Origin of the sequence: Actinomadura graeca (assembly GCF_019175365.1) — a bacterium.
Taxonomy (GTDB): Bacteria; Actinomycetota; Actinomycetes; order Streptosporangiales; family Streptosporangiaceae; genus Spirillospora; species Spirillospora graeca.
Window position 1 is genome coordinate 8123946 of sequence record NZ_CP059572.1, and the last position, 20396, is coordinate 8144341.

At 72.8% G+C, this 20396-nt stretch carries 3 protein-coding genes; all 3 read left to right on the forward strand.

Going from position 1 to position 20396, the window contains the following annotated elements:
- The first annotated feature begins 16 nt into the window (after window positions 1-16).
- Genes AGRA3207_RS36200 through AGRA3207_RS36210 form a run of 3 tightly spaced genes read left to right on the forward strand, consistent with a single transcriptional unit; the run spans window position 17 to window position 20377 of the window.
- Window positions 17-1657 (forward strand): phospholipase D family protein, encoded by a 1641-nt coding sequence (locus AGRA3207_RS36200; RefSeq protein ID WP_231331818.1) that lies wholly within the window; start codon window positions 17-19, stop codon window positions 1655-1657.
- Window positions 1654-11676 (forward strand): hypothetical protein, encoded by a 10023-nt coding sequence (locus tag AGRA3207_RS36205; protein ID WP_231331820.1) that lies wholly within the window; start codon window positions 1654-1656, stop codon window positions 11674-11676. The genes AGRA3207_RS36200 and AGRA3207_RS36205 overlap by 4 nt, the downstream gene beginning before the upstream one ends.
- A gap of 55 nt (window positions 11677-11731) precedes the next feature.
- Window positions 11732-20377, forward strand: a complete 8646-nt coding sequence (locus AGRA3207_RS36210; RefSeq protein ID WP_231331821.1) for a LamG domain-containing protein — start codon at window positions 11732-11734, stop codon at window positions 20375-20377.
- Window positions 20378-20396: the final 19 nt, after the last annotated feature.

Genomic DNA, 20396 nt, shown 5'->3' on the forward strand with positions numbered 1-20396 from the left:
TTTCGGGGGCCATCCGGTGGCTGACATCGATGCTCTGAGAAAGAAGTACTTCGTTCAGCCCGACGATACGGATCCCCCTTCGGAGCCGTTGCCGGCCACGTTCAGCGGCTGCCGGGTCACCCCGCTGATCGACGGCGTCGGCTATTTCAGCGACCTCGCCACGCAGATCGCGGCCCTGGGCAACGGGACTCCGAGCGAGAACGGCGGCCAGTTCCTCTACATCGCCGGCTGGTGGCTTCATCTGATGGGCGGCGAGGTCAATCCCGCGCCCGGCTCCCAGGGAGCCTCGACCGGGCCTTCGGTCGGGCTGGGGCAGCCGTTCTCACTCGATGGCCCCGGAGCCCCGAACCACCTGATCGACCTGCTCAAGGCCAAGGCGGCCGCCGGAGTCGACGTCCGTGTCCTGGGCTGGATCTCGTTCTCCATCATGAGCGACTACTTCATCCTGAGCCCGGCGATCCAGTCGGGGGCCGTCGACATCCGCAATGTCAACGTGGGCACCCTGGCGTCCATCCGCGAGCTGCGCAAGGAACCCGCCCTCGCCGAGAAGGCGTGCCTGAACATCATCGCCCACTCGGCCGGCGCGTCCCATACCAAGATGGTGCTCGTCGGCAACGGCAGCAGCGTCATCGGCTATACCGGCGGGCTCGACCTGGTGGGCGACCGCCACGGCAGCCAGCCGCACCCTCGCCTGCAATGGCACGACGTCCAAGCGAAGGTCGAGGGCCCGGCGGTGCAGGCCATGTACGACCTTTATCGCGGAATGTGGAACGAGGTCAAGGCACGCGAGCCCGAACCCTTCCGCTATGACGACGCCAAGGTCTATAGCCACACGCCCACCACACCCCTCGTGCCGGCGCGCGTCCTGCCGGCCACGCCCGTGGGCAAGCATCACGTCCAGTCGCTGCGCACCATTCCTCGTTTCAACTACACGACGTTCAATCTCCTGCCGGAGAACAAGAAGATCTCCTTCGCCCCGGACGGCCTGTTCGAGGTGCGCTCCGCCTGGTTCAACGCCATCCTCGCCGCCGAGCGCTATGTCTATATCGAGGACCAGGGCTTCTGGAGCCTGGACGTCATGATCTGGCTGAGGGCCGCCCTCAAGGCCCGCGACGATCTCAAGGTGATCCTGTTCACCGGGATCGCCGACCCGAACGACTCGCACTACCCTCCGTACGCGAAGGTCTCGCTCTGGAACGGCCTGCTCCACGATCTGAACGACCAGCAGCGCAACCGGGTGCGCATGTTCAGCCGCAACGTGGTCGTCCACACCAAGAGCACGATCGTCGACGACCACTGGGTGATCATCGGCTCGGCGAACGCCTTCCAGCGCAGTCTCTACAGCGATATCGAGCACTCGGTCGGCATCCTCGACGAGGACGACGTGCTGGCACGGCAGTACCGGGTGCGGCTCTGGAGCGATCATCTCGGCCTGCAGACCCCGGCCGACCAGCAGAAGATCGCCGACATCGACAAGGCGCTCAACGTCTGGAACAGCGCCTGGGGCACGCCGGGCAGCGGGGTCGGCGTGCCGTCCACCATCACCACCGTCGTGCTCCCCACCGCGGAAACGGTGCTCAGCGCCCGTGACAAGGAACGCCGCGACCGCTACGTCGACGTCGACTCGCGCCAGCCGTGGGGGGGTTGCCTGCCGTGAGCAGCATGTTCGTCACCGTCAACGACTACCTCGGCGACAAGTGGCCGGACTTCCTGCCGAGGCCGCCCGACCCCGCCGTGCTCGACCATGTCTGGCTGGAGCCGCCGCAGATCACCGCCAAGCCCGACGACGTCAGCCTCACCACGCGCCTGCTCTTCGAGCGGGAACTCGTGCTGGGCCTGCCCGGCCTAGACGCGGTGAGCCTCGTGCTGGCCCCCGGCAGCGGCGATGGCGCGCCCGTCGGGCTGAGCCTCGGGATCGACATACTGCCGCAGACCGTCCTGCGCGTGACCGACATGCCCGTCGCGCTGCGCTTCGGCCCGAAGCTGCTGCGTCCCATGCGCAAGGTGACCGGCGGCGGCGACGCCCGCTACGAGCCCGACCCCGGACGCCCGTTCGTCCAGCTCGACGTGCCGAAGCTCAGCGGGAGGGCCAGCCGGGACGGCATCACGTTCGACGCGCCGTTCACGGCCCAGCTCCCGTACCCCGTGATGATCGGCGACACCGGGCTGGTGGTCGACGGCGCCGCGGTCGGCTTCCACCGCGCGGGCGGCAAGGCGTGCCTGGTCCTGCAGTGGAAGGAGGGCGCCCTCAACCGGCTGCTCGGCGGGCTCGTCCCCAACCTGGGGGACCGCAGCCCGGCAGGCGAGCAGCAGGTCACCCTCCGCCTGATCATCGGCGGCGACGGCCCGGAAGAGCTGCGCCTCGACTGGCAGGCCGCCGCTCCCGGCGCCGCCTTCACCCTTCCCGGCCTCAGCGTGGGCGTGCCGGCCACCGGCCGCTTCTCGCTTCTGCTGCTGCGCCAGGGCGCGGGCCTCGGCCGTGCCGCCTTCGTCGTCACCCTGACCGGGGGCGACCCGGTGACGGCGGGCAGCACCTTCGCCTGGGGCCGCGACGGCGACCGCGAGCTGCACAACGACGAGCCACCCCAGCCGCCCGACAAGCCCCTCTTCAGCGTCACCCTCAAACCGGCGGACGGGCCGCGCAGCGTGGTGCTGCTCGACGTCGCCCTCGGCGAGCCGAAGCTGCCCGGCTTCTTCCGCCAGCTCACCACGCCGATCGCCCCGCTCGACCTCAACGACCCGGCCGCCCTCTGCACGCCCGTGGTCTTCGACCCGGCAGACCTCCAGGAGGGCTGGAGCGCCCAGCTGAGCGTCAACATCGACGCGGGCGGCGGGGCGTTCACCCTGCCCTTCCTCAAGCAGGGCCAGGGCGGCGACGCCCAGTTCCTGCAGCTCTACACCCCCACACCGCTCACCGGGCTGCCGATCACCCTGCCCCAGGGCGAGGTCGGCTTCGACATCGGCGTGCGGCTGCGCGTCCTGAGCCTCGGTTTCGACCTGCTGTGCCGCCTGACCTTCGACCTCGGCACCTTCGCCCTCAAGGTCGACCATGACCGGGGGATCGAGCTGCGCTCCCCGGAGTCCGAGCGCGAGTTCCCCGACCTGTTCGGGCTGCGCTGGCGGTTCAAGGGCAAGGACCTGGGCGACAAGACCTTCCACTACTTCACCATCGCCACCAAGGACTACCACTACCAGATCCAGCAGCCCCAAGGGGCCGCGCTGGAACTGGACTTCACGCGGGCCAGCGAGGAGCCGATCACCTTCAGCGTGCGGGACTTCGCCCTCACGCCCAAGGGCGTCACCCTCGCCGCCACCGTCACCGACCGGCCGGCCCGCCTCAACGGCCTGCGCACGCGCTTCCGCTTCACCGACAGCGGCTTCGTGATACGCGAGAACCGCATCGCCGACTTCACCATCGCCGGCTCGGGCCCGCTGCCACCCGACCTCGTGGGCGACGCCACGGCCGACATCGCCCTGCAGTTCGCCCAGCGTGACGGCGGCAACCTGACCCTCGTGCAGGGCGCCGCGAACCTGCGCGGCGTCAAGCTGCTCGACTGCAAGGGCACGCGCTTCCAGTTCTCCGTCGACGCCCTGGGCCTGCGCTTCGTCGACGACGGCGCCTTCCACCTCTACTTCACCGTCACCGGCTCCGCCCAGTTCGTCCCGGCCCCCGGCGACGATCCCGACGGCCCGCTGGCGCTGCTCGGCAAGACCCGCATCGACCTCGTCCAATGCCCGCTCACCGGTGACGCCCGGGTGATCGGCAAGCACGTGAAGTTCCTGATCGAGCTGCCCAAGCCCACGTCGTTCGGCTTCCTCGGCTGCTTCGAGATGGAACTGCGCGCGATCGGCTTCGTGCCGCAGTGCGAGTTCTTCGGCGGCGACGGGGCCATGCTGGTGACCGGCCAGCTGAAGTTCGCCCAGGGCCCCGGCGACACGCCGGACTCGCGGCCCGACTACCACGAGCTGTTCATCGGCCTGCCGCTGCCGGGCGAGTTCGTGCCGCGCATCCACTTCACGCGCCTGGCGGTGAACCTGGCCATCGGCGCCGCCTTCCGGCTCAACGGCGTCGTCGACTTCGTCGACGAGCCCGACCAGACCGGGCTGGTCGGCGAGGGCCTCGTCCAGATCCAGGGCCTGCCCGCCATCGCGGCCAGCTTCGGCTTCCTGCGCGTGCGCCGCGGCGCCGGCTTGCCATGGCTGCGCGCCTGGTTCCTCTACCTGGAGATCCGCCAGGTCAGCTTCATGATCCCGGTCATCCAGATCTACCTGCGCGAGATCGGCATGGGCTTCGGCTACCGCTTCACCATCGCCGCCATCAAGGCCGCCGACGCCGAGAACGACGTCCGGAAGCTGCTCAAGACCCTGGAGGGCCTCTCGCGCACGCAGGGGGACCTGTCCAAACGCGACCGCTGGGCGGTGGACCTGGAGGAGGCCGGCCAGGACCCGCGCTGGACGATCGTGCTGCGGGCGATGATCTCGCAGACGTCGGCGTCGGCCTCGCCCCTGCGCTACGAGGCGTTCGCCGAGGCCGATCTCGCGTGCGTCTTCCTCGTCGACGCGATCATCGCCTTCCGCAGCGACCTGACCTTCTTCATGTCGGTGCGCGGCTGGTTCAACACCAACTACGCCGACTACGTCGGCAACCGGGACGGTGCCCGCGAGAACCCCATCCTGAGCGGCTTCGTGCTGCTCTCACCGCGCCAGAAGCGCTTCCTGGCCCACATCTCCAAGCCCGAGGGCGGCAAGCCGGGCGATCACCCGCCGCTGCCCGACTTCGTCCGCGACGCGATCGCCGACAGCCGTTTCTCGGCCACGCTGCTCATCGAGCCGGGCCTGTTCCACTACGAGCTGGGCTGGCCCAACATGCTCCGCTGGCACACCGAGCTCGGCCCGCTGGCCGTGGAGGTCGAAGGCGGGTTCATCTTCCGCGTCTCGACCACGGAAATGGTCCTCGGGACGAGCTTCCTGGCCCGCGGGAGACTCCAGCTGAGCGCCGGCGTGGACCTCGGGCTGGTCGGCATGCGCATCAGCGCCACCGCGCGGGTGGCCTTCGGAGCGCGCTACATCGGCGTGATCGACTTCCGGGACCCCACCGGCGAGTCGGCCGTCTACGGCGCGATCGGGCTGGAGGTGCAGGTCTCCTTCGCCATCGAGTTCTGGATCAAGATCCCGCTCGTCTTCACCACCATCAGGCTCTCCTTCCGCTTCAGCCTTGAGATCACGTTCAGTGCCGGCCTTGAGATCGGCGTCAAGGGGCTGAGCGTGCCCGGCGTCCGCGGCGTCGGCACCGTCGGCGTCTCCTGCTGCGGCCACAGCCTCCAGGCCACCGTCAGGGTGGCCTTCGAGGAGGACAACGTCCAGGCCGCCCTCGACCGGACCAAGGAGTTCCTGTCCCTGGGGCTGGAGGCCACCGAGGTCGAGCCGGTGCCGGGCACCGAGGGCGCGCCGGCCGCCGCGCCGGCCTTCACGCGCCTGCAGTCCGCGCGCCGCCCGGCCCTGCCGCCGCGCGCCCTCGCGGCCGTGATCGGCGAGGCGCCGGCCCCGGCCGAAGCCGACGTGTTCCATGTGCCCGGCTACGTCATCTTCGTGTTGCGCGAGCCGCCGGGCTGGGACGGCGAGCACAAGATCTACTTCGTGCTGCTGCCGCAGGGTGAACGGCTGCACCGCGACGCGCAGGGACGGCTCGTCCTCGACGAGGAGGGCTTCCCGGTGGCGGAGCCCGAACCGGGCTTCCTGCCGCCGCCTCCCGCCGAGGGCACCGTCGTGGGGAAGGACTTCGCCCTGCGCGTGCCGAAGCCGGCGGACGGCGAGAACTACACGCTCCTGCACTACGAGCCCCTGGCCGGACAACGGTTCGTCGACGTGAGCAACGCGGTCGCCGCCGGTCAGCCGATCACCTGGGCGGTGAACTGGGCCGCGCGGCTCTACACCGACGGCTCCGCCGAGCGCCGCGTCGTGAACCAGGCCACGGGGGCACCGGGTGCCCCCGTGCCTCTGGAGAACGGCCTCAGCCTGGCGCAGCACCTCGCCAACGCCTTCAAGCAGCACTACGCCGGTGCGGGAGAAGGCGCGACCGCCCGCCCGGTCGGCGACCCCGGCGCGCTGCCCGGCTACCGTCCCCCGGTCAGCGACCCGCGGGTGCAGAACCCCTCCGACAGCTCCTTCGAGGCGGCCGTGCGCGGCGCCTACGAGCAGTTCAGCGGCTCGCCCTTCCTCAAGCGCGACCCGCAGGAGCTCTACGGGCAACTCCTGGAGTCGGCCTTCGACCCGCGCACGACGATCTACGCCGCCGACGGCGCCGCGCACGACGACGGCGATCCCGGCGCCGTCGGCCCGGTCCAGGCCGACCAGCAGGCCCACCAGCTCCGCGGTGTGATCATCCACGACATCATCTCGGACCTGCGCGCCTTCCACGCCGAGGGCGACCAGGCCAGGCGCGACACGCTGGTCGCCGGCTCGACGGCCTTCCAGATGGGGCTGGTGTTCGCGGTGCGGACCGCCGACAACCGCCGTCCCGCCTGGCTCGACCAGGTCGCGACCGGCCTGGACGCCCAGCCGGCGATCAGCCAGCGCGAGCGGCCCGAGGCGACCGGACCCGGCCCGGCGGCCGAAGGCGTGCGCGCCTTCAACGTCGCCCAGGCGCAGTTCAGCCTGTTCCCGCCCGAGTTCGAGCAGGTGCGCCAGTACAGTGACGCGAGCACGATCGCCCTGACCTGGGACCTGGGCTGGCGACGTCAGGCCATGCCGGGGACGAGCCGGGCCCAGAACGACCCCGACCACCACCTGGCCCACTATCTCGTCCGCAGGCGCGCCCTCGACGGCGACGAGGCCGAGCACACCACCACGGTGAAACCCGTCAAGGTGCTGCACCGCCACACGACCGACGTGGCCGGCGCCGAAGGGGCGGACCAGGCCACGCCGACCGACACCCTCTCGCTGCTCCAGCCGCGTTTCCAGGTGGTCGACCACTTCCCCGACACGGCGGACGACCGCGCCGCGCTCCCGCGCGAGGGGCGCGGCTACGTCTACACGATCACCCCCGTCGACTTCTCCGGCGGCTCCGGCCGCCCGCTCACCCTGATCGCGACGCGCTACCCGAACACCCCGCCCGCCGTACCGGTGGACGGCGACCTCACGGTGGCCTACAGCATCGCCCCGTCCGACCTCGATCCGGCGGGAAGCGCGGCGACCCCGGAGGTGATGCCACCGCGCCAGGTCTACGTCGAGTGGAGCGAGCCGGCCCGCCAGAACGGCCCCGCGGTGCCGATCCGCACCCACCGGCTGATCTTCCGCCGCGAGAGCACCGTGCCGATCGGCTCCTACGGGCTGGACAGCACGACCCAGCGCGGGCGCACCACCGGGCTGCCGACGTCGAACGCCCGGCCCCTGCCCGCCGACATCAAGATCGATCTCGATCACGTCTTCGGGCCGCCCGGCGCGCGCGCCGCAGTGGTCCCGGTCGCCACACTGCGCGAGCGGGGCGTGCTGCCCGACGGGGCCTGGCGTCCCGAGGCGTGGCGGGTCTACTTCCAGACCGTCTCCGACCGCGACGTGCCCTCGGCGCTGGCGCCGGTGCAGCTCAGGCTCGCCGCCGAAGCGGTGGCCGCGCCGCCCGCGTCCCCCGCGCCGGACGACCGCATCGAGCACTCGGGCAACCCGCGTGAGGAACGCCGCCCGGCCGAGCTGGAGTGGCTGCCGCGCCCGGCCGGCTTCGACGTGGTGAGGCCCGAGGACGAGCGGGCGGAGCCGGGCCTGGCCCACGCGCCGATGCCGCTCCAGGACATCACTCGATCCGACGCGGAGGCGGCGGGCCCGGACCCCTTCGTCTTCACCGGTGATATCGGGGCCATCGTCGGGTTCCGCCCGCATCCCCTGGGGATCCGGGCGATCCGCTTCCGCTGGAACCAGGGCCCGAGCGGTGACGCCGCCTACCCTCTGGAGCTGAACGCCGGCTACCGGTTGTACGAGCTGGACATCGACGCGGCCACCACCGACACCTTCGCCAGCGCCACGCGGCTCGCCGAGGAGCTGCGGCTCCTGCAAGAGGTCCAGATGCTCCCGGCCGACGACCTGCCGCTCGTGCCAGGCGACACACTGAACACCAGCCAGTGGGAGGCCTGGTACCCCGGCGCCGTCCAGCGCCGCCGCCGGCCCGATCCCTCCGCCCAGGGCGTCCAGGACGAGCGCGGCCCCTGGTACTCCTGGCAGGACTCCTATCTGGAGTGGCCGACGTGGGAAGGCGTCACCCGGCCGGGCGGGAAGCGTGAGACCGCGCTGCATCCGCTGCTCGAACGGCTGGTGGAGCGGCTGCGCGCGATGCGCCCCGGCAGCGTCACCGACCCGCAAGGCCGGATATCGGACGGCTACGCCGCCGCACTGCAGGTCAGCCCGCCCACGCTGCCCAACGACCTGGCCGACTTCCTGGCCAGCTGCCCGCCTGGCGCGGACCGGTACGGCTGGGGTGTGCTCCAGCGCCTCGGCTTGGCGGTGACCTTCAGCCTCCACGACCCCATCTCGGGCGCCGTGCGCGGCCCGAAGCTGCTGGAACTGCTCCAGGGGCTCTTCGCGCAGCTCGGAAGCGGCGAGGTCATCGCCGACCCCGAAGCCGACCCCGACACCGCGGCCTTCGCCGCCGTCCGCCGTCACCTCCATGTGGAACTGCTCTTCCAGCCGGGACGCAGCATCCAGCTCGGCGAGCGGCCTGCGGCGGGCGACGATCTTCTCGCCCTCGTCCAGATCAGCCTGCGGCCCACCGTCCGGCAGCGGCTGCGCTACCGCGCCGTCACCATCAGCGGGCGCTCGAACACCGACGTCGAGGTGCGCTTCACGCTCACCGCGCCGTGCAGCCTGGTCGGCCGGCCCGACGGCGGGACCGGCCAGGTGGAGCTCGAACCGCAGCCGTCCCCGCTCACCCGCACGATCAGGCTGCCGCTCAACGGCGAGGCCGCCCTGCTCCTGCGCGGTGCGGCGCTCCCCGCGACGATCGAGGTACGGCCGTCGGCCAAGCTGAGCGCGGAACCGAAACCCTTCGACCCGGCGGTCGCGCCCCTGCTGGACTACGACCCGGCCCGCAAGCTGCTCCGCGCCCGCACCATGCTCAGCGCCGACCAGATCAAGCTTCTGCGTCCCTCCCTTGCCCCGGCCGACCTCCAGGCCGTGGAGAGCCTCGCCGGGACGGTGCGGAGCGAGGAGTTCGGCCCGACCGACGAGCGCGCCAACCACTTCACCGTCGCGACCGGCGCGCTGGCCAAGGTGTTCGCCACCGCGGACGACGACGTGCCCGAGCACGTCCAATGGCTGCGGCTCAAGTACTACCTGGAGACGCTGAACAGCAACGACCCCAAGGTGCCGGACACCGGCAAGGTCAGCCTCCCCACCGGCGAGGCCGAGATCGCCAAGGTGCTGCCCGACGTGCTGGCCTGGACGGCGCGCTTCTTCGACGCCGGCGGCGCGGTGTATGCGGGGCAGGGCGGGATGGCCGCGACCGGCGCCGGGCCTTGGGCGGCCACGGCCTACCCCCGCGCGGGATCGCCCGCGCCGGCCACGCCCGACGCCGGCGGACGCCTGACCTACACCCAGCTGCTTGAGGACCGCTGGGCCCATACGCTGCGCTACTACTTCCAGCCCTACGGCCGCTATGACCTGCTCTGGCAGAGCCTTCGCCGATCGCCCACGCTCTTCCCCGGCCGCGCCGCCGCCGAGATCGACGTCCCGGCCGTCAAGGTGGACCCCGCCGCGGGCGGGCTCGACGTGGTGATCGAGCGCACGCAGGCCGTCGACGCCCCGCTCATACTCGGCTCGCGCCGGCTCGATGAGCCGGCCACCCCGGCCCGCCCGCCGGCGCCCGGCGCGATCTGGGAGGTGATCGTCGCCCAGCACCATGAGCAGACCCTGGCCGAGCACAACCAGACCCTCGTCCGCCGGCTCGCCTTCCGCCAGATCGCCTTCAGCCTGCTGCGCCGGTTCGGCTACACGAGCTGGTACCACTGGGTGCGCGGCTTCGCCCATGACAACCAGCGTGAGCTGCCCGTGCGCCTTGTCGAGGACGAATACCCGGACATCCCGGACCACCTGCCGGACCGGCCGGACCATCTCGTCCTCGACGGCGCGGCCGACCAGGACGAGCTGCGCGGCCTCGACCTCCCCGAACGCGTCGGCGACTTCTCGCAGGGCGTCCTCGCCCTGCAGTGGCGGGCCCTGCCGTTCTACTACGACCATCGCCTGCTGGTGATCGCCCAGACCGACGGCACCGTCTCGAAGATCAACAGTGTCACCCAGCGCGACCTGACGTACCGCTCGCCCCTGCCCAGCGCCACCGTGAGCGGCGCGGACATCGTGTGGCACCGGCTGCCGCCCTTCCCCGACGCGATACCCGGCGACGCCCCGCTCCAGCCCGACACCCGTGTGCGCAGCATCGCCATCCCGCTGCGCCGGTTCTGGGACAGCCTTTCCGACGAGGCCCAGCAGCGCTGGCCCGCCGAGCAGCCCGACCCGGTGACCGGCGGGGCGACGGCGCGCAAGCCCGGCGCTCTGCCCGACCCCGAGGTCGTCTACCAGATCGTCGAGCTGTTCAGCGGCAACATCGAGGTGCAGGCCGAGTGCTTCTACGACCCCGTCGCCAAGAGGTTCGCCCACCGTCAGCTCGGCGAGCGCTTCCTGGTGGCGCGGACGACGCTGATGCCCCCGGCCGGCGCTCTCGGCGACTTCCCGCTGATGGTCGATCTGGTCCAGGTGAGCGAGGAGCAGCTGGGCCACGGCTACTCGACGGCGGACCTGCCGCTCGACACGCGCAACCGGACGGCCATCGACGAGCATGGACGCCTGCTGTTCGCCGGTGTGATGACCAGGGGAGACCGCGACGCCCTGGCCGGGCTCATGAGCGAGGCGGACGCGGCGAAGATCCGGCAGTTGTTCGAGGGCTGGTACGCCACCGAGCCGGTGGGCGCCCCCGCCGGGGCCCTGCCCGGCCGGCTCGGCACGCTGATCGACTTCCTGCCCACGCAGACCCTGACCCTGGTCTGGGAAGGGCCGTCGGACGCCGCCGCGGAGGATCTGCGGCGGCTCCCCGGCGACAGCGCCTTCACCGGGGCGATCGCGCAGATCGTCGCCCAGGCGGCGGGCGCGGGCCCGGACACCGTCACCCGCGTGGAGATCCCCGCCGGACCGGAGCAGATCCCCGACGAGCTCCAGGGCAAGGCGGAACTCGCGCGCAACGCGCCGGGGACGCAGTACACCGCCATCGGGTGGAGCGGCGCGATGACCACGGCGGACATCGCCGCTCTGCGGCGCTGGGCCCGGTTCCCCGAGTTCGCCGAAGCCGTGGAGAAACTGATCGTCGCAGTCCGCGACGCCGCCGCGGGGGACGCGCAGGCGCCGTCGGTCACGGTCCCCTTCACCGTCGCCGTGCGCCCCATCCAGGCCGGGCTCAGCGGCGTCCTCGCCGAGAAGCTGCTGCTCGGCGCCGTGCTGATGCGGTACCACGGCATGATGCGCGCGGACGATCCGGCCGCGCTGCTGCCGTCCTACCCCGGACGGCCCGACCAGCTCGCCCTCAGGCGACTGCACCGCGCGAGCCAGGGGAGCGGGATGCGCGGCCGATCCCTGGTGGTCCGCGCCCGCCGCGGCAGCGCCGCGCCGAGCGGGCCGCGGCCGATCGACCCCGCGGACGTGTAGGCGGAACGGCCTCTGACGGCGGCCCCCGGGGCCATGAGCGGACCAGGAGCAGCAGATGGCGAAACTCCCCGAGCTGCCGAAGCTGAAGATCGCGGGCCCCTTCTGGGCGGCCGAGGCCGAGGTGATCCGGCTGGCCGACCCGGCCACCAACCTCGCGTTCCGCACCCTGTTCGCGGACACGACGCCACGCCAGGCCGCCGGCGAGGACGACGTGCTGCTGCCGGGCTCCCTGCTGGCGCTGGTCTACGTCACCGCCGTCACGATCAGCCCGACCAGCGGCGGCACACCGCAGTACGTGTGGAAGCGCAGCGGGAACAAGCCCGACGGCAAGCTCTCACCGCAGGCGATCCGCGCCGCGATCAGCGCGGGCACCGCCAGCCTGCTGCTCCTGCAGGCCCCGGCCGACGGCTGGGCGAAGGGCGTCGCCGGCAAGCTGCCGACCTTCACTTGCCTCGGCGGCGAGATCATCCTCGATCCGATGACGGCCCAGGCGAGCGCCACGCAGAAGCTGTACACCGCGCTGGGGATCGAGCCGGCGGCGATCACGCAGCGGACCGGGCCGGCCCGCCTGCTCGGTGCCCTCGCCGTCCACGCCGGCGGCCTCTCGGCCTTCGGCCAGATCCGCCTGCTCTGGGACGGCGCGCCGGTCAAAGCCGTGTTCCAGCTCGCGCGGGTCGTCCCCGACCCCGTGCCGGCGGGGACCGCGGTGCGAGGCTTCCGGATGACGATCGAGGCGGAGCGGCTGACGGAGGGCGAGCGCGCGGCGGTCATCGCCTCCTGGCGGCGCCTCAACCGCTATCTCAACCCGAACAACCCGCTGAACGGCCTGGCCGAGCCGCTGCCCATGCCGGAATGGGCCACTTTGGAGCTCGCCAACCCGCTCGCGATCCCGCGTCTCTTCTGGGAGATCGCACCCTGGCAGGAGCAGCCCGGCACACGTCCGATCGGCTTCGCCGGGGACGAGTTCGGCGTGCTCCTCAGTGATCGTCGGCCCTACGACCCGGCCGCCCAGCCGGACACACTCGCCCGGATCACGCCCGCGAGCGCGCGCGTGGCCGTCGACGGCGCGAAACTGCGGGTGGAGCTGAAGGCGGGCGGGCCGCCGGCCGGCTCCACCGGCGTGCTCGGCTACCAGGCCGCCCGCGACGGCACGGGCTGGAGCGAACGGGTCACCCTCGCCGCCACCACGCTCGCCTTCGACCCCAACGAGGCCGCGCGCCGGCTCCGCGCCACACTGCGGGAGCCCGAGCCGTCCTGGACCCGGGCGGCGGAAGGCGGCACCCGCCCCGTCACGCCGGCCGTGCTGTGGGGATTCACGCCGCTGGACGACGGCTGGGCGCAGCTTCCGCTGCCCAACCTGTCCGAGCAGGTCTACCTCGACGCGGGAGCGGCCCGGGAGGAGCCCGCCCCGCCGCCCGGCAACCTGCTGCTCGGCGCCGTCGGCTTCGGCAATGACGACCCGGCCGGGGGCGGCCGGGTCCCCGGCGAGCAGCCCTGGAGCCTGACCCTCGCCGCGGCCCAGCGCATGACCGCCACGTGGGTGCTCGCCCCGAGCGGCCAGGAGTACCGGCTCCAGTCGGCCGAGCTGGCGCTGGACGCCCCCGAGGTGGCGCTCAACGGCCTGTTCTGGCTGAGCACCGAGGCGCCCACCGCGGCCGACGCCCTGCCCGGTCTCGACGACTGGATCGGCGGCCTGGAAACCCTGCCCTTGCATACCGTCACCGGACGCGAGCTGTTCGCGCCCCTCGTGCGGCTCGCCTTCGAGACGATCAGCTTCGCATGGCGGAGCAAGCCCGTCCCCTCGGCCGGTCTCAGCGCCTGGGCCTTCCAGTACGGTGTCGACCCGGCGCTGCTGCGGGCCCTCGTGGACGCCGGTGCCCTGCCGTCCGACACCCTCGGCGCCGCCCTGCCTCTCGTCTGGCGCCGCCACCCGGCTCTGCCGATGGTGCAGGCCCTCGCGCTCACCCAGAGCGTCAGCCCGCCCAACGTGCCGATCGCCGGCCGGCAGCTCGTCCCGTTCGAGCTGCCGGTGACCCGCCAGGACGGCATCGATCTGCCTGCCGGGTGGCGCTTCGCGGCGGAGGGCGCCGAGGGCTGGCCGCGCTACGGCGGCGCCCTCTCGCCCGCCCGTGAATGGCTCGGCACGGACGAGGCGAAGCTGTACGACCTGCCCCTGACGGCGCTGTCGCTGCCCGGCCTGGTGCTCGACCCGCGTCCCGACGGCGACGCTCCGCAGAACGACGCCGCGCTCGGCCTGCCCCTTCAGTACCGCTACGACCTGCCCTACACCGACGAGGTCCGGGCCCTGGCCCAGCTTCCCAAGATCCTCAAAGATCCTCGCGAGAGCTCTCCGCTGCCCGACACGGCGCGGCCCGAGCCACCGCGTCCGCTCACCCGCGCGGACTACGCCGGCCACTGGCGGCGCCTCGCCGAGCGCGCCGGCCTCGCCGCCGCCGACGGCGTCGCCGCGTTCGCCCGGCAGGACGGCCGGACCGTGCTGCGCCACCTGGCCTCGATCCACGCCTGGCCGGTCCAGGCGACGCTCGCCCTGGACGGATATCCCGGCGAACTCCGCCTGGACAACGCCGCCCCCGCCCCGAGCGCCCCCTTGGCGCTGACGGGGGAGGCGGCCCTGCTCGGGATCGACGGCGACTTCGCCGATGGAGCGGGCGGCCTGCGCCGCCTGCCCCCGGACACGCCCGCGGACCCGGCCCGGTACCGGCTGACGGCCGGAAGCATGGCCGCCCGCCTCGCCGGTGACGGCGGCTTCGCCGACCAGCGCGGCCTGGTACGCGGCGCGAGCCTGCCCACGTCCAACCTGATCAGGACTCCGCTGGGCCATCCCACGGCCGGTGACGTGCAGCTGACGACCACCCGCGTGCCCCTTGCCCTCGGCCACGGCGCGGCGTCCTGGCGGCTCTGGTTCCGCGACCTGCCCGCCCAGGGGGCCACCTACAGCAAAGCCTCCGCCCGTTCGCCGAAGGCCGTCGAGCTCGACCTCGACGCCAACGACCCCGAGGCGCGCAGCAGCGACTACGAGCACCGCACCGGGTACGAGTGGCGCCTGCGCCCGCTCGACGACGACCCCGACGCGCCCCCGCCCGGCCTCGACCTGTTCGGCCTGCGGTTCTTCCCGCTGGTCCTCGACCGCGTGGTCTTCGCCGGTGACGGCGTGACCACGGTGGACGTGATAGGGCGGCTGCAGCTCCCGGTGGCCGGTTCCGGTGACGAGCAGGCCGAACTGGGCAACTGCGTGCGGCTGACCTTCTCCGGCGGCGGCACCGCGCTGAACCTCAGCGCCATCGGCCTGGACGGCGGCGCCCTGGAGTGGCCGCTGGCCGTCTCCGCCGGTGAGGCCGGTGACGCGCCGCGCCTGCGGGTCGGCGGCATCGCACTGGCGTCCGGCGGTGCCGGGCTCACCGCCGGGCAGGTGCGGCTCTCCTTCCACCTGTTCCGGGTGGAGTGGACGGCCGCCCTGCCGCCGATCGGCTTCCCCGGTCCCACGACGCCGCCCTTCACCCTGTCCGGCGCGTCCAGCCCGGACCCGATCGTGCCGCAGCGGGTCGCCCTCGGCCTCGACATGACCGGCGGCGAGCACACACTGAAGCTCACCCTCGCCGTGCGGGTCGGCAGACCGCCCACCGGCCTGCGGGCCCTCTACCGCTTCGACGAGGGCGGCGGCGCGATCGTCCACGACTCCTCCGGCATCGGGGAGCCGCTGCACCTGAGCGCGGCCACGACCCAGGGCTTGAGCTGGAGCCCCAACGGCCTGACCCTCACCAAAGCGACGCTCATCCGCTCGGGCGTCCCCGCCACGAAGCTGAACGCCGCGGTGAAGGCGAGCAACGAGATCAGCGTCGAGGCGTGGGTGAAGCCCGTCACCGGCGGGCTGACGGGCGGGCAATTCACCATCGTCACCGTCTCGTCCGACGCCGGGCACCGGAACGTGGCCCTTCAGCAGCGCAAGGGACTGCTGGATTCGTCCTTCGCCGACCTGTGGCTGCGCACCGGTGTCACCAGCGACGAGGGCGCCCCCGACCTCGCCACCCCGGCCGGCTCGCTCGGCACGTCCCTGACCCACCTGGCCTGCACACGCTCCGCCGACGGCCGGACCCGGATCTACATCAACGGGCAGCTCAAGGCCGAGCACGACGTGGGCGGGACCCTGGCCGCGTGGGACGACCGGTTCGAACTGGCCCTCGGCGATGAGATCACGGGCGGCCGTGCCTGGCTGGGCACCTACCGCATGCTCGCGGTCCACGACCGTGCCCTCACCGCCGAGGAGGTGGCCGCGCGCTTCGGCGCGGGTCCGGCGGCGGTGCCCGCCACGACCAGAGGCGAGGCCGTCGCGGCCGCGCTGACCTTCGATCTCATGGCGAAGGGGGCGGATCGTTTCACGCTCGACTCCGCGAGCCTCTTCGGCGACCTCGCCCTCGCCGTCGAGCTCCCCGACGGCTCGCCCGCCGCCCTGGCCGACGACACCACGCTGCAGTTCGGCTGGCACGGCTACAGCGCGGCACAGCCCGAGGGCGTCCAGCTGCTGCCCGGCATGCGCCTCGCCGATGCCCAGACGCCCGGCCTGAGCGGACGCGCCGCCCCCGGCTTCGCCACCGTCACGTTCCGCGCCACCGCCCGGCCGGACGACCTGCCGAAGCTGCCCCTGACCGGCGCCTTCGTGGAGGCCCTGCTCATAGCCCACTGGGGCCGCTCGCTGCATGATCCCCGTCCGGGCCGAAGCGCCGACGCGGCAGAGCTGTTCGGCTCCTCGGCCGGAGACCTCGTCGTGGGCTTCACCTCGCGGCTGCAGGATTCCGACTGGCAGGAGGGCTTCCTGTTCAACGGGATGCTGACCGCGACCAACCTTGTCTCCTGGCCGCAGCAGCTCAACCACGACCCGGTCGCCGCGCGCATCACCCTGCCGGCGGCACGCGCCGCCGGGCCCCCGCCCTTGACGCATATGCGTCACACGATCAGGGTGCTGCTGAACCAGCACGAACTGCCCGGCTCCGTCCTGACCGGCGCCGAGGGCCCCCTGCTGTTCACCTTCGCCCAGGGCCAGAGCTGGCAGACCCTGGCCCTGGTCGAGCACCAGCTCGTCGAGGTGACGCCGGCGTCCGACGCGAGCGGCGGGACCCTCGGCCGCGAGGCCCGCTGGACGGCCGTGCAGGAGGTGCGCCTGCTCGCACCCCAGCGCGCCGCACAGTTCCTCCGCGCCATGGCCGCCCTCAAGACCACCGACCCCGTCGAAGGCGTCAGCCCGCTCGGCAGCGTGAGCGCCGGCTACCTGGGCGCCGGGCTGTCGGCCCTGCTGGCCGATTCGGGGGCGGCGCTCGACGCACTGCCCCGGGACACACTGCTCATCGAGGCGAGCGCCCACCACCTGATCAGGCAGACGCCCGTCGCGGAAAGCGTGGCCACCACGCTGCAGTTCCTCCCGACCGGCAGCCAGGGCGCCCTGCTCAGCAGCCCGGCGGACTACGCGCCCAGTGACCCGGCCGACCCGCGCTGGCTGCTGCTGACCATGCCCTTCGTGGGAAGGCTCCAGGACACGGCCCGTGACCTGGCCCAACCAGCCGCCGGGCAGGCCGGCCCGCTGCAGATCGACCCGCTGCTGCTCATCGCCCGCCTGCGCGCCGCGGCCCCCGCCACCGCCCTGCCCGCCCTGGCCCTCGCCCTCTCCGGCTGGGCGGACAGCACCCCTCTGGCCGTCACCTTCGCCAGCCTGGACACCGTCGTCGGACGCAGCTTCGCCCGGCTCGATCCCCTGGCTCTGGAGGAAAGCTGGTTCCGGGCTCAGAACCCGCCCCCCGAACCGCAGGACGCCCTCCTGCAGAGCATCCTCGCGGCCCTCCCCGAGACACCGGCCCGGCTGAGCCGCCCGGTCGCCCTGCGCCGGGCCTTCGACCCGCGCCGCTCCGTCTACCCGCCACAGCCGGACAGCCGGCCGGCCCTCCCCGAACCCTCCCCCTACGCCGACCCTGTCTGGCGTGAGGACGGGCTGCTGCTGACCCAAGCCGTGAGCACTCTCGCGCCGACCAACAAGCCGCCCTACGGCTGGACCCTGGCCGCCGCGCTCATCACGGGCAGCGGGTTGCTCGGCCAGGCGCCCGCCGACGGACAGGACCCTCGCCGCTATCCCGCCGCCACTCTCATCCCCGCGCCGCTGACTGTCGACGGGGCGGAGAACCCGCGTCCGCTGAACATCGTGGTCAGCCCGTACCTGGGGCTCCAGTGGCGACCGGCTCCGACGGTCCCGGCGGGCGGTCCTTCGCCGCTGCAACCGCGGCTGCTGGTGGCCGAGTTGCTCTGCCTCGCACCCGGTACCACCCGGCTGCAGCCCGTCGCGAGCCGCATGTGGAGCGTCCGGCCGGAAACGCCCGAGCTGGCCGACGAGGACCAGCTGCGTGCCCAGGCCCAGAGCTGGGCCGTCCAGTCCCAGCGCCTCCTGGCGCCGGAGTCGCCGATCGCTGTTCTGCGCTACCGGACGATCAGTGACAACACCCGCCCGGACGACGTGGGGGAGGCGGCCCTGACCACGGGCTACGCCTTCGCCCTCGTCCGGGTGACGACCACGTCGCCACTGGCGAAGCGGCTGTTCCGCATCCGCCCGGGACTCGCCGGCCTGCGTTACCGCGAGGGCCAGTGCCATGTCGCGGCGATCCCCGCGAGCCCCCGCGACTTCGAGCTCGCGCCGCCGCAGACGGCCGGGGTGCAGCCGCTCCACCTCACCCGGCGCCCGGTGCGCGAGGACCTGCCCGCGTGGCCCTGGGGTCTCAGCGCGCTGCGCGTCAGCGTGCACTACACCAAGGGACAGCGGGGCGTCATCGGCGCCGCCACCCCCGGTGCGGCGGGCCAGACGCTCTGGTGGCAGACCGTCCAGCGCACGGTGCAGTTCCGCTCGGCCCTGCACACCGGCCGGCCGGCCGGCGGCCTGCCGCGGCGCTTCCGCGCACCGGCCGTCCGCAGCCTGCTCCCCGCACCGCCCGACCCGCCACTGCCGGCGCTGACCGGGCCGCTGTTCGATCAGCCCGACCTCCCCAAGCCGGACGGCCGGCAGCCGGGGATCCCGGAGGGCCTGGCCCTGGAACGCTGGCAGCCGGTCCTGCCCGGCGGGCTGCGCTATCTGGTCAGCGGCGCGCGTCCCGGTGTGTTCGTGACGCTCCGCAACCATGTCCTGCGCCAGAGCGGCATCACCTTGTCCGGTGAGCACCCACGCCCGCGCGGCCTCGCCATGCTCTCTGGCGGGCTCCCGGTTCAGCACCGGACCCCGCGTCCCGTGCCACTGCCGGCCAATGTCGACGGCCGGCAGGGAGTCGCGCTGCGCACCTGGGCAAGCCACTTCGACCCCGAGAAGCCGGCATTGGTCACGTCGTCCCCGGCCGATGAGGCATTCCGCGCCGGTTTCGACGACCCGCCTGAGAATCCGACGTACCGGCCGACCGCCCAGCGCCTCCGGCTCCAGCTCGCCGCAGTCGACCGCTCCGCACTGGACGTGGGCTGGGACGGAGTCCTGACCTTCGTCTACCGGGTCGACGGCGCCATCCCGCTGGTCGGCGGGCAGAAGCCGGAGACACCGGAGACCCGCATCGCCGACTGGGGCCTGGCCCTGGAGCTCGTAGGCGCCGGGCGGGTCACCGCGCTTGAGAACATCACCACCCCGACCCTGGCGCTGACACCGGCCCTGCGGGCCCAGCTCGCCGCGGTCGGCGTGCCCCTGCCGGGCCCGGAGGTCGACACCGTCGAGACGGCGAAGCTGTCGATCCACCAGTTCGGGCTCCCCGGCGACGCGAAGACCCGCGCCGACCGGGCCCGCGGGCTGATCGCCGGCATGGCGCCCGGCGCGACGATCCATGCCCGCGTCGGAGCGCGGTTCGCCCCCCGCGAGCCCGGCGCGGAGCCGTATCACGACGGCTACAGCCATGTGCTGCGTTTCCCGCTCCGTGTGGCCGACCCGAGCGCGCCCTACCTGCCCCTCGTCCCGCGCTACGTCCATTTCGAAGACCCTGAATACAACCGGCGGCTCGCCTCGCCGTCCGCCCACGCGAGCGTCTCGGTGCAGTTCCCGCAGCAGGCAGCGGGTGGCACAAGCCCGCAGCGCGTCATCACCCTCTCCGCCGAGCGGCGGGAGTGCAACCCCGGCAGCACGCTGGCCATCCGCTTCGACTGGGACGAAGCACCCCCGGGCAGCCCGAGGGTCACGCTCACACTCCAGAAGATCGACCTGGATCAGACCCCGCGCGAGCTGACGAACCCGAACGCCGCAGGCGGGCCGCAAACACTCGACCCGGGCAAACTGTATGAGCTCTCATTGGCGGCACTCCAGAAGGCGAACGGCCCGTTCACCCCTGGCGAGCGTCTACGGCTCGTCCTGCACGTCGACTCGGGCCCGGTGAAGCCGGCGGTGGTGCAGCTCGACATCACCATCGTCGAGGCTCCCGTGATCCCCGCGACCGAGGCCGCGTACGCCCTTCTGCGCAAGCAGGCGGTCGGCGACCGCACGCACGTCGAGTGCCCGCGCTTCGCCTGGGGCCCGGAAGCGCAGCGTGTCGAGCTGGTCAACCCGGCCGACCTCCGCACAGAGGTCGTGCGCCGACGCGCGGTGTTCCAGTTCACCGACTCGACCCGCCCCGGCCGATCCGAGGTCTACGCCATCCAGAAGCTCACCCAGACCGGCTCGACCCACATTCCCCTGGACGGCTGACCCGCCGCCTGGAGGACCC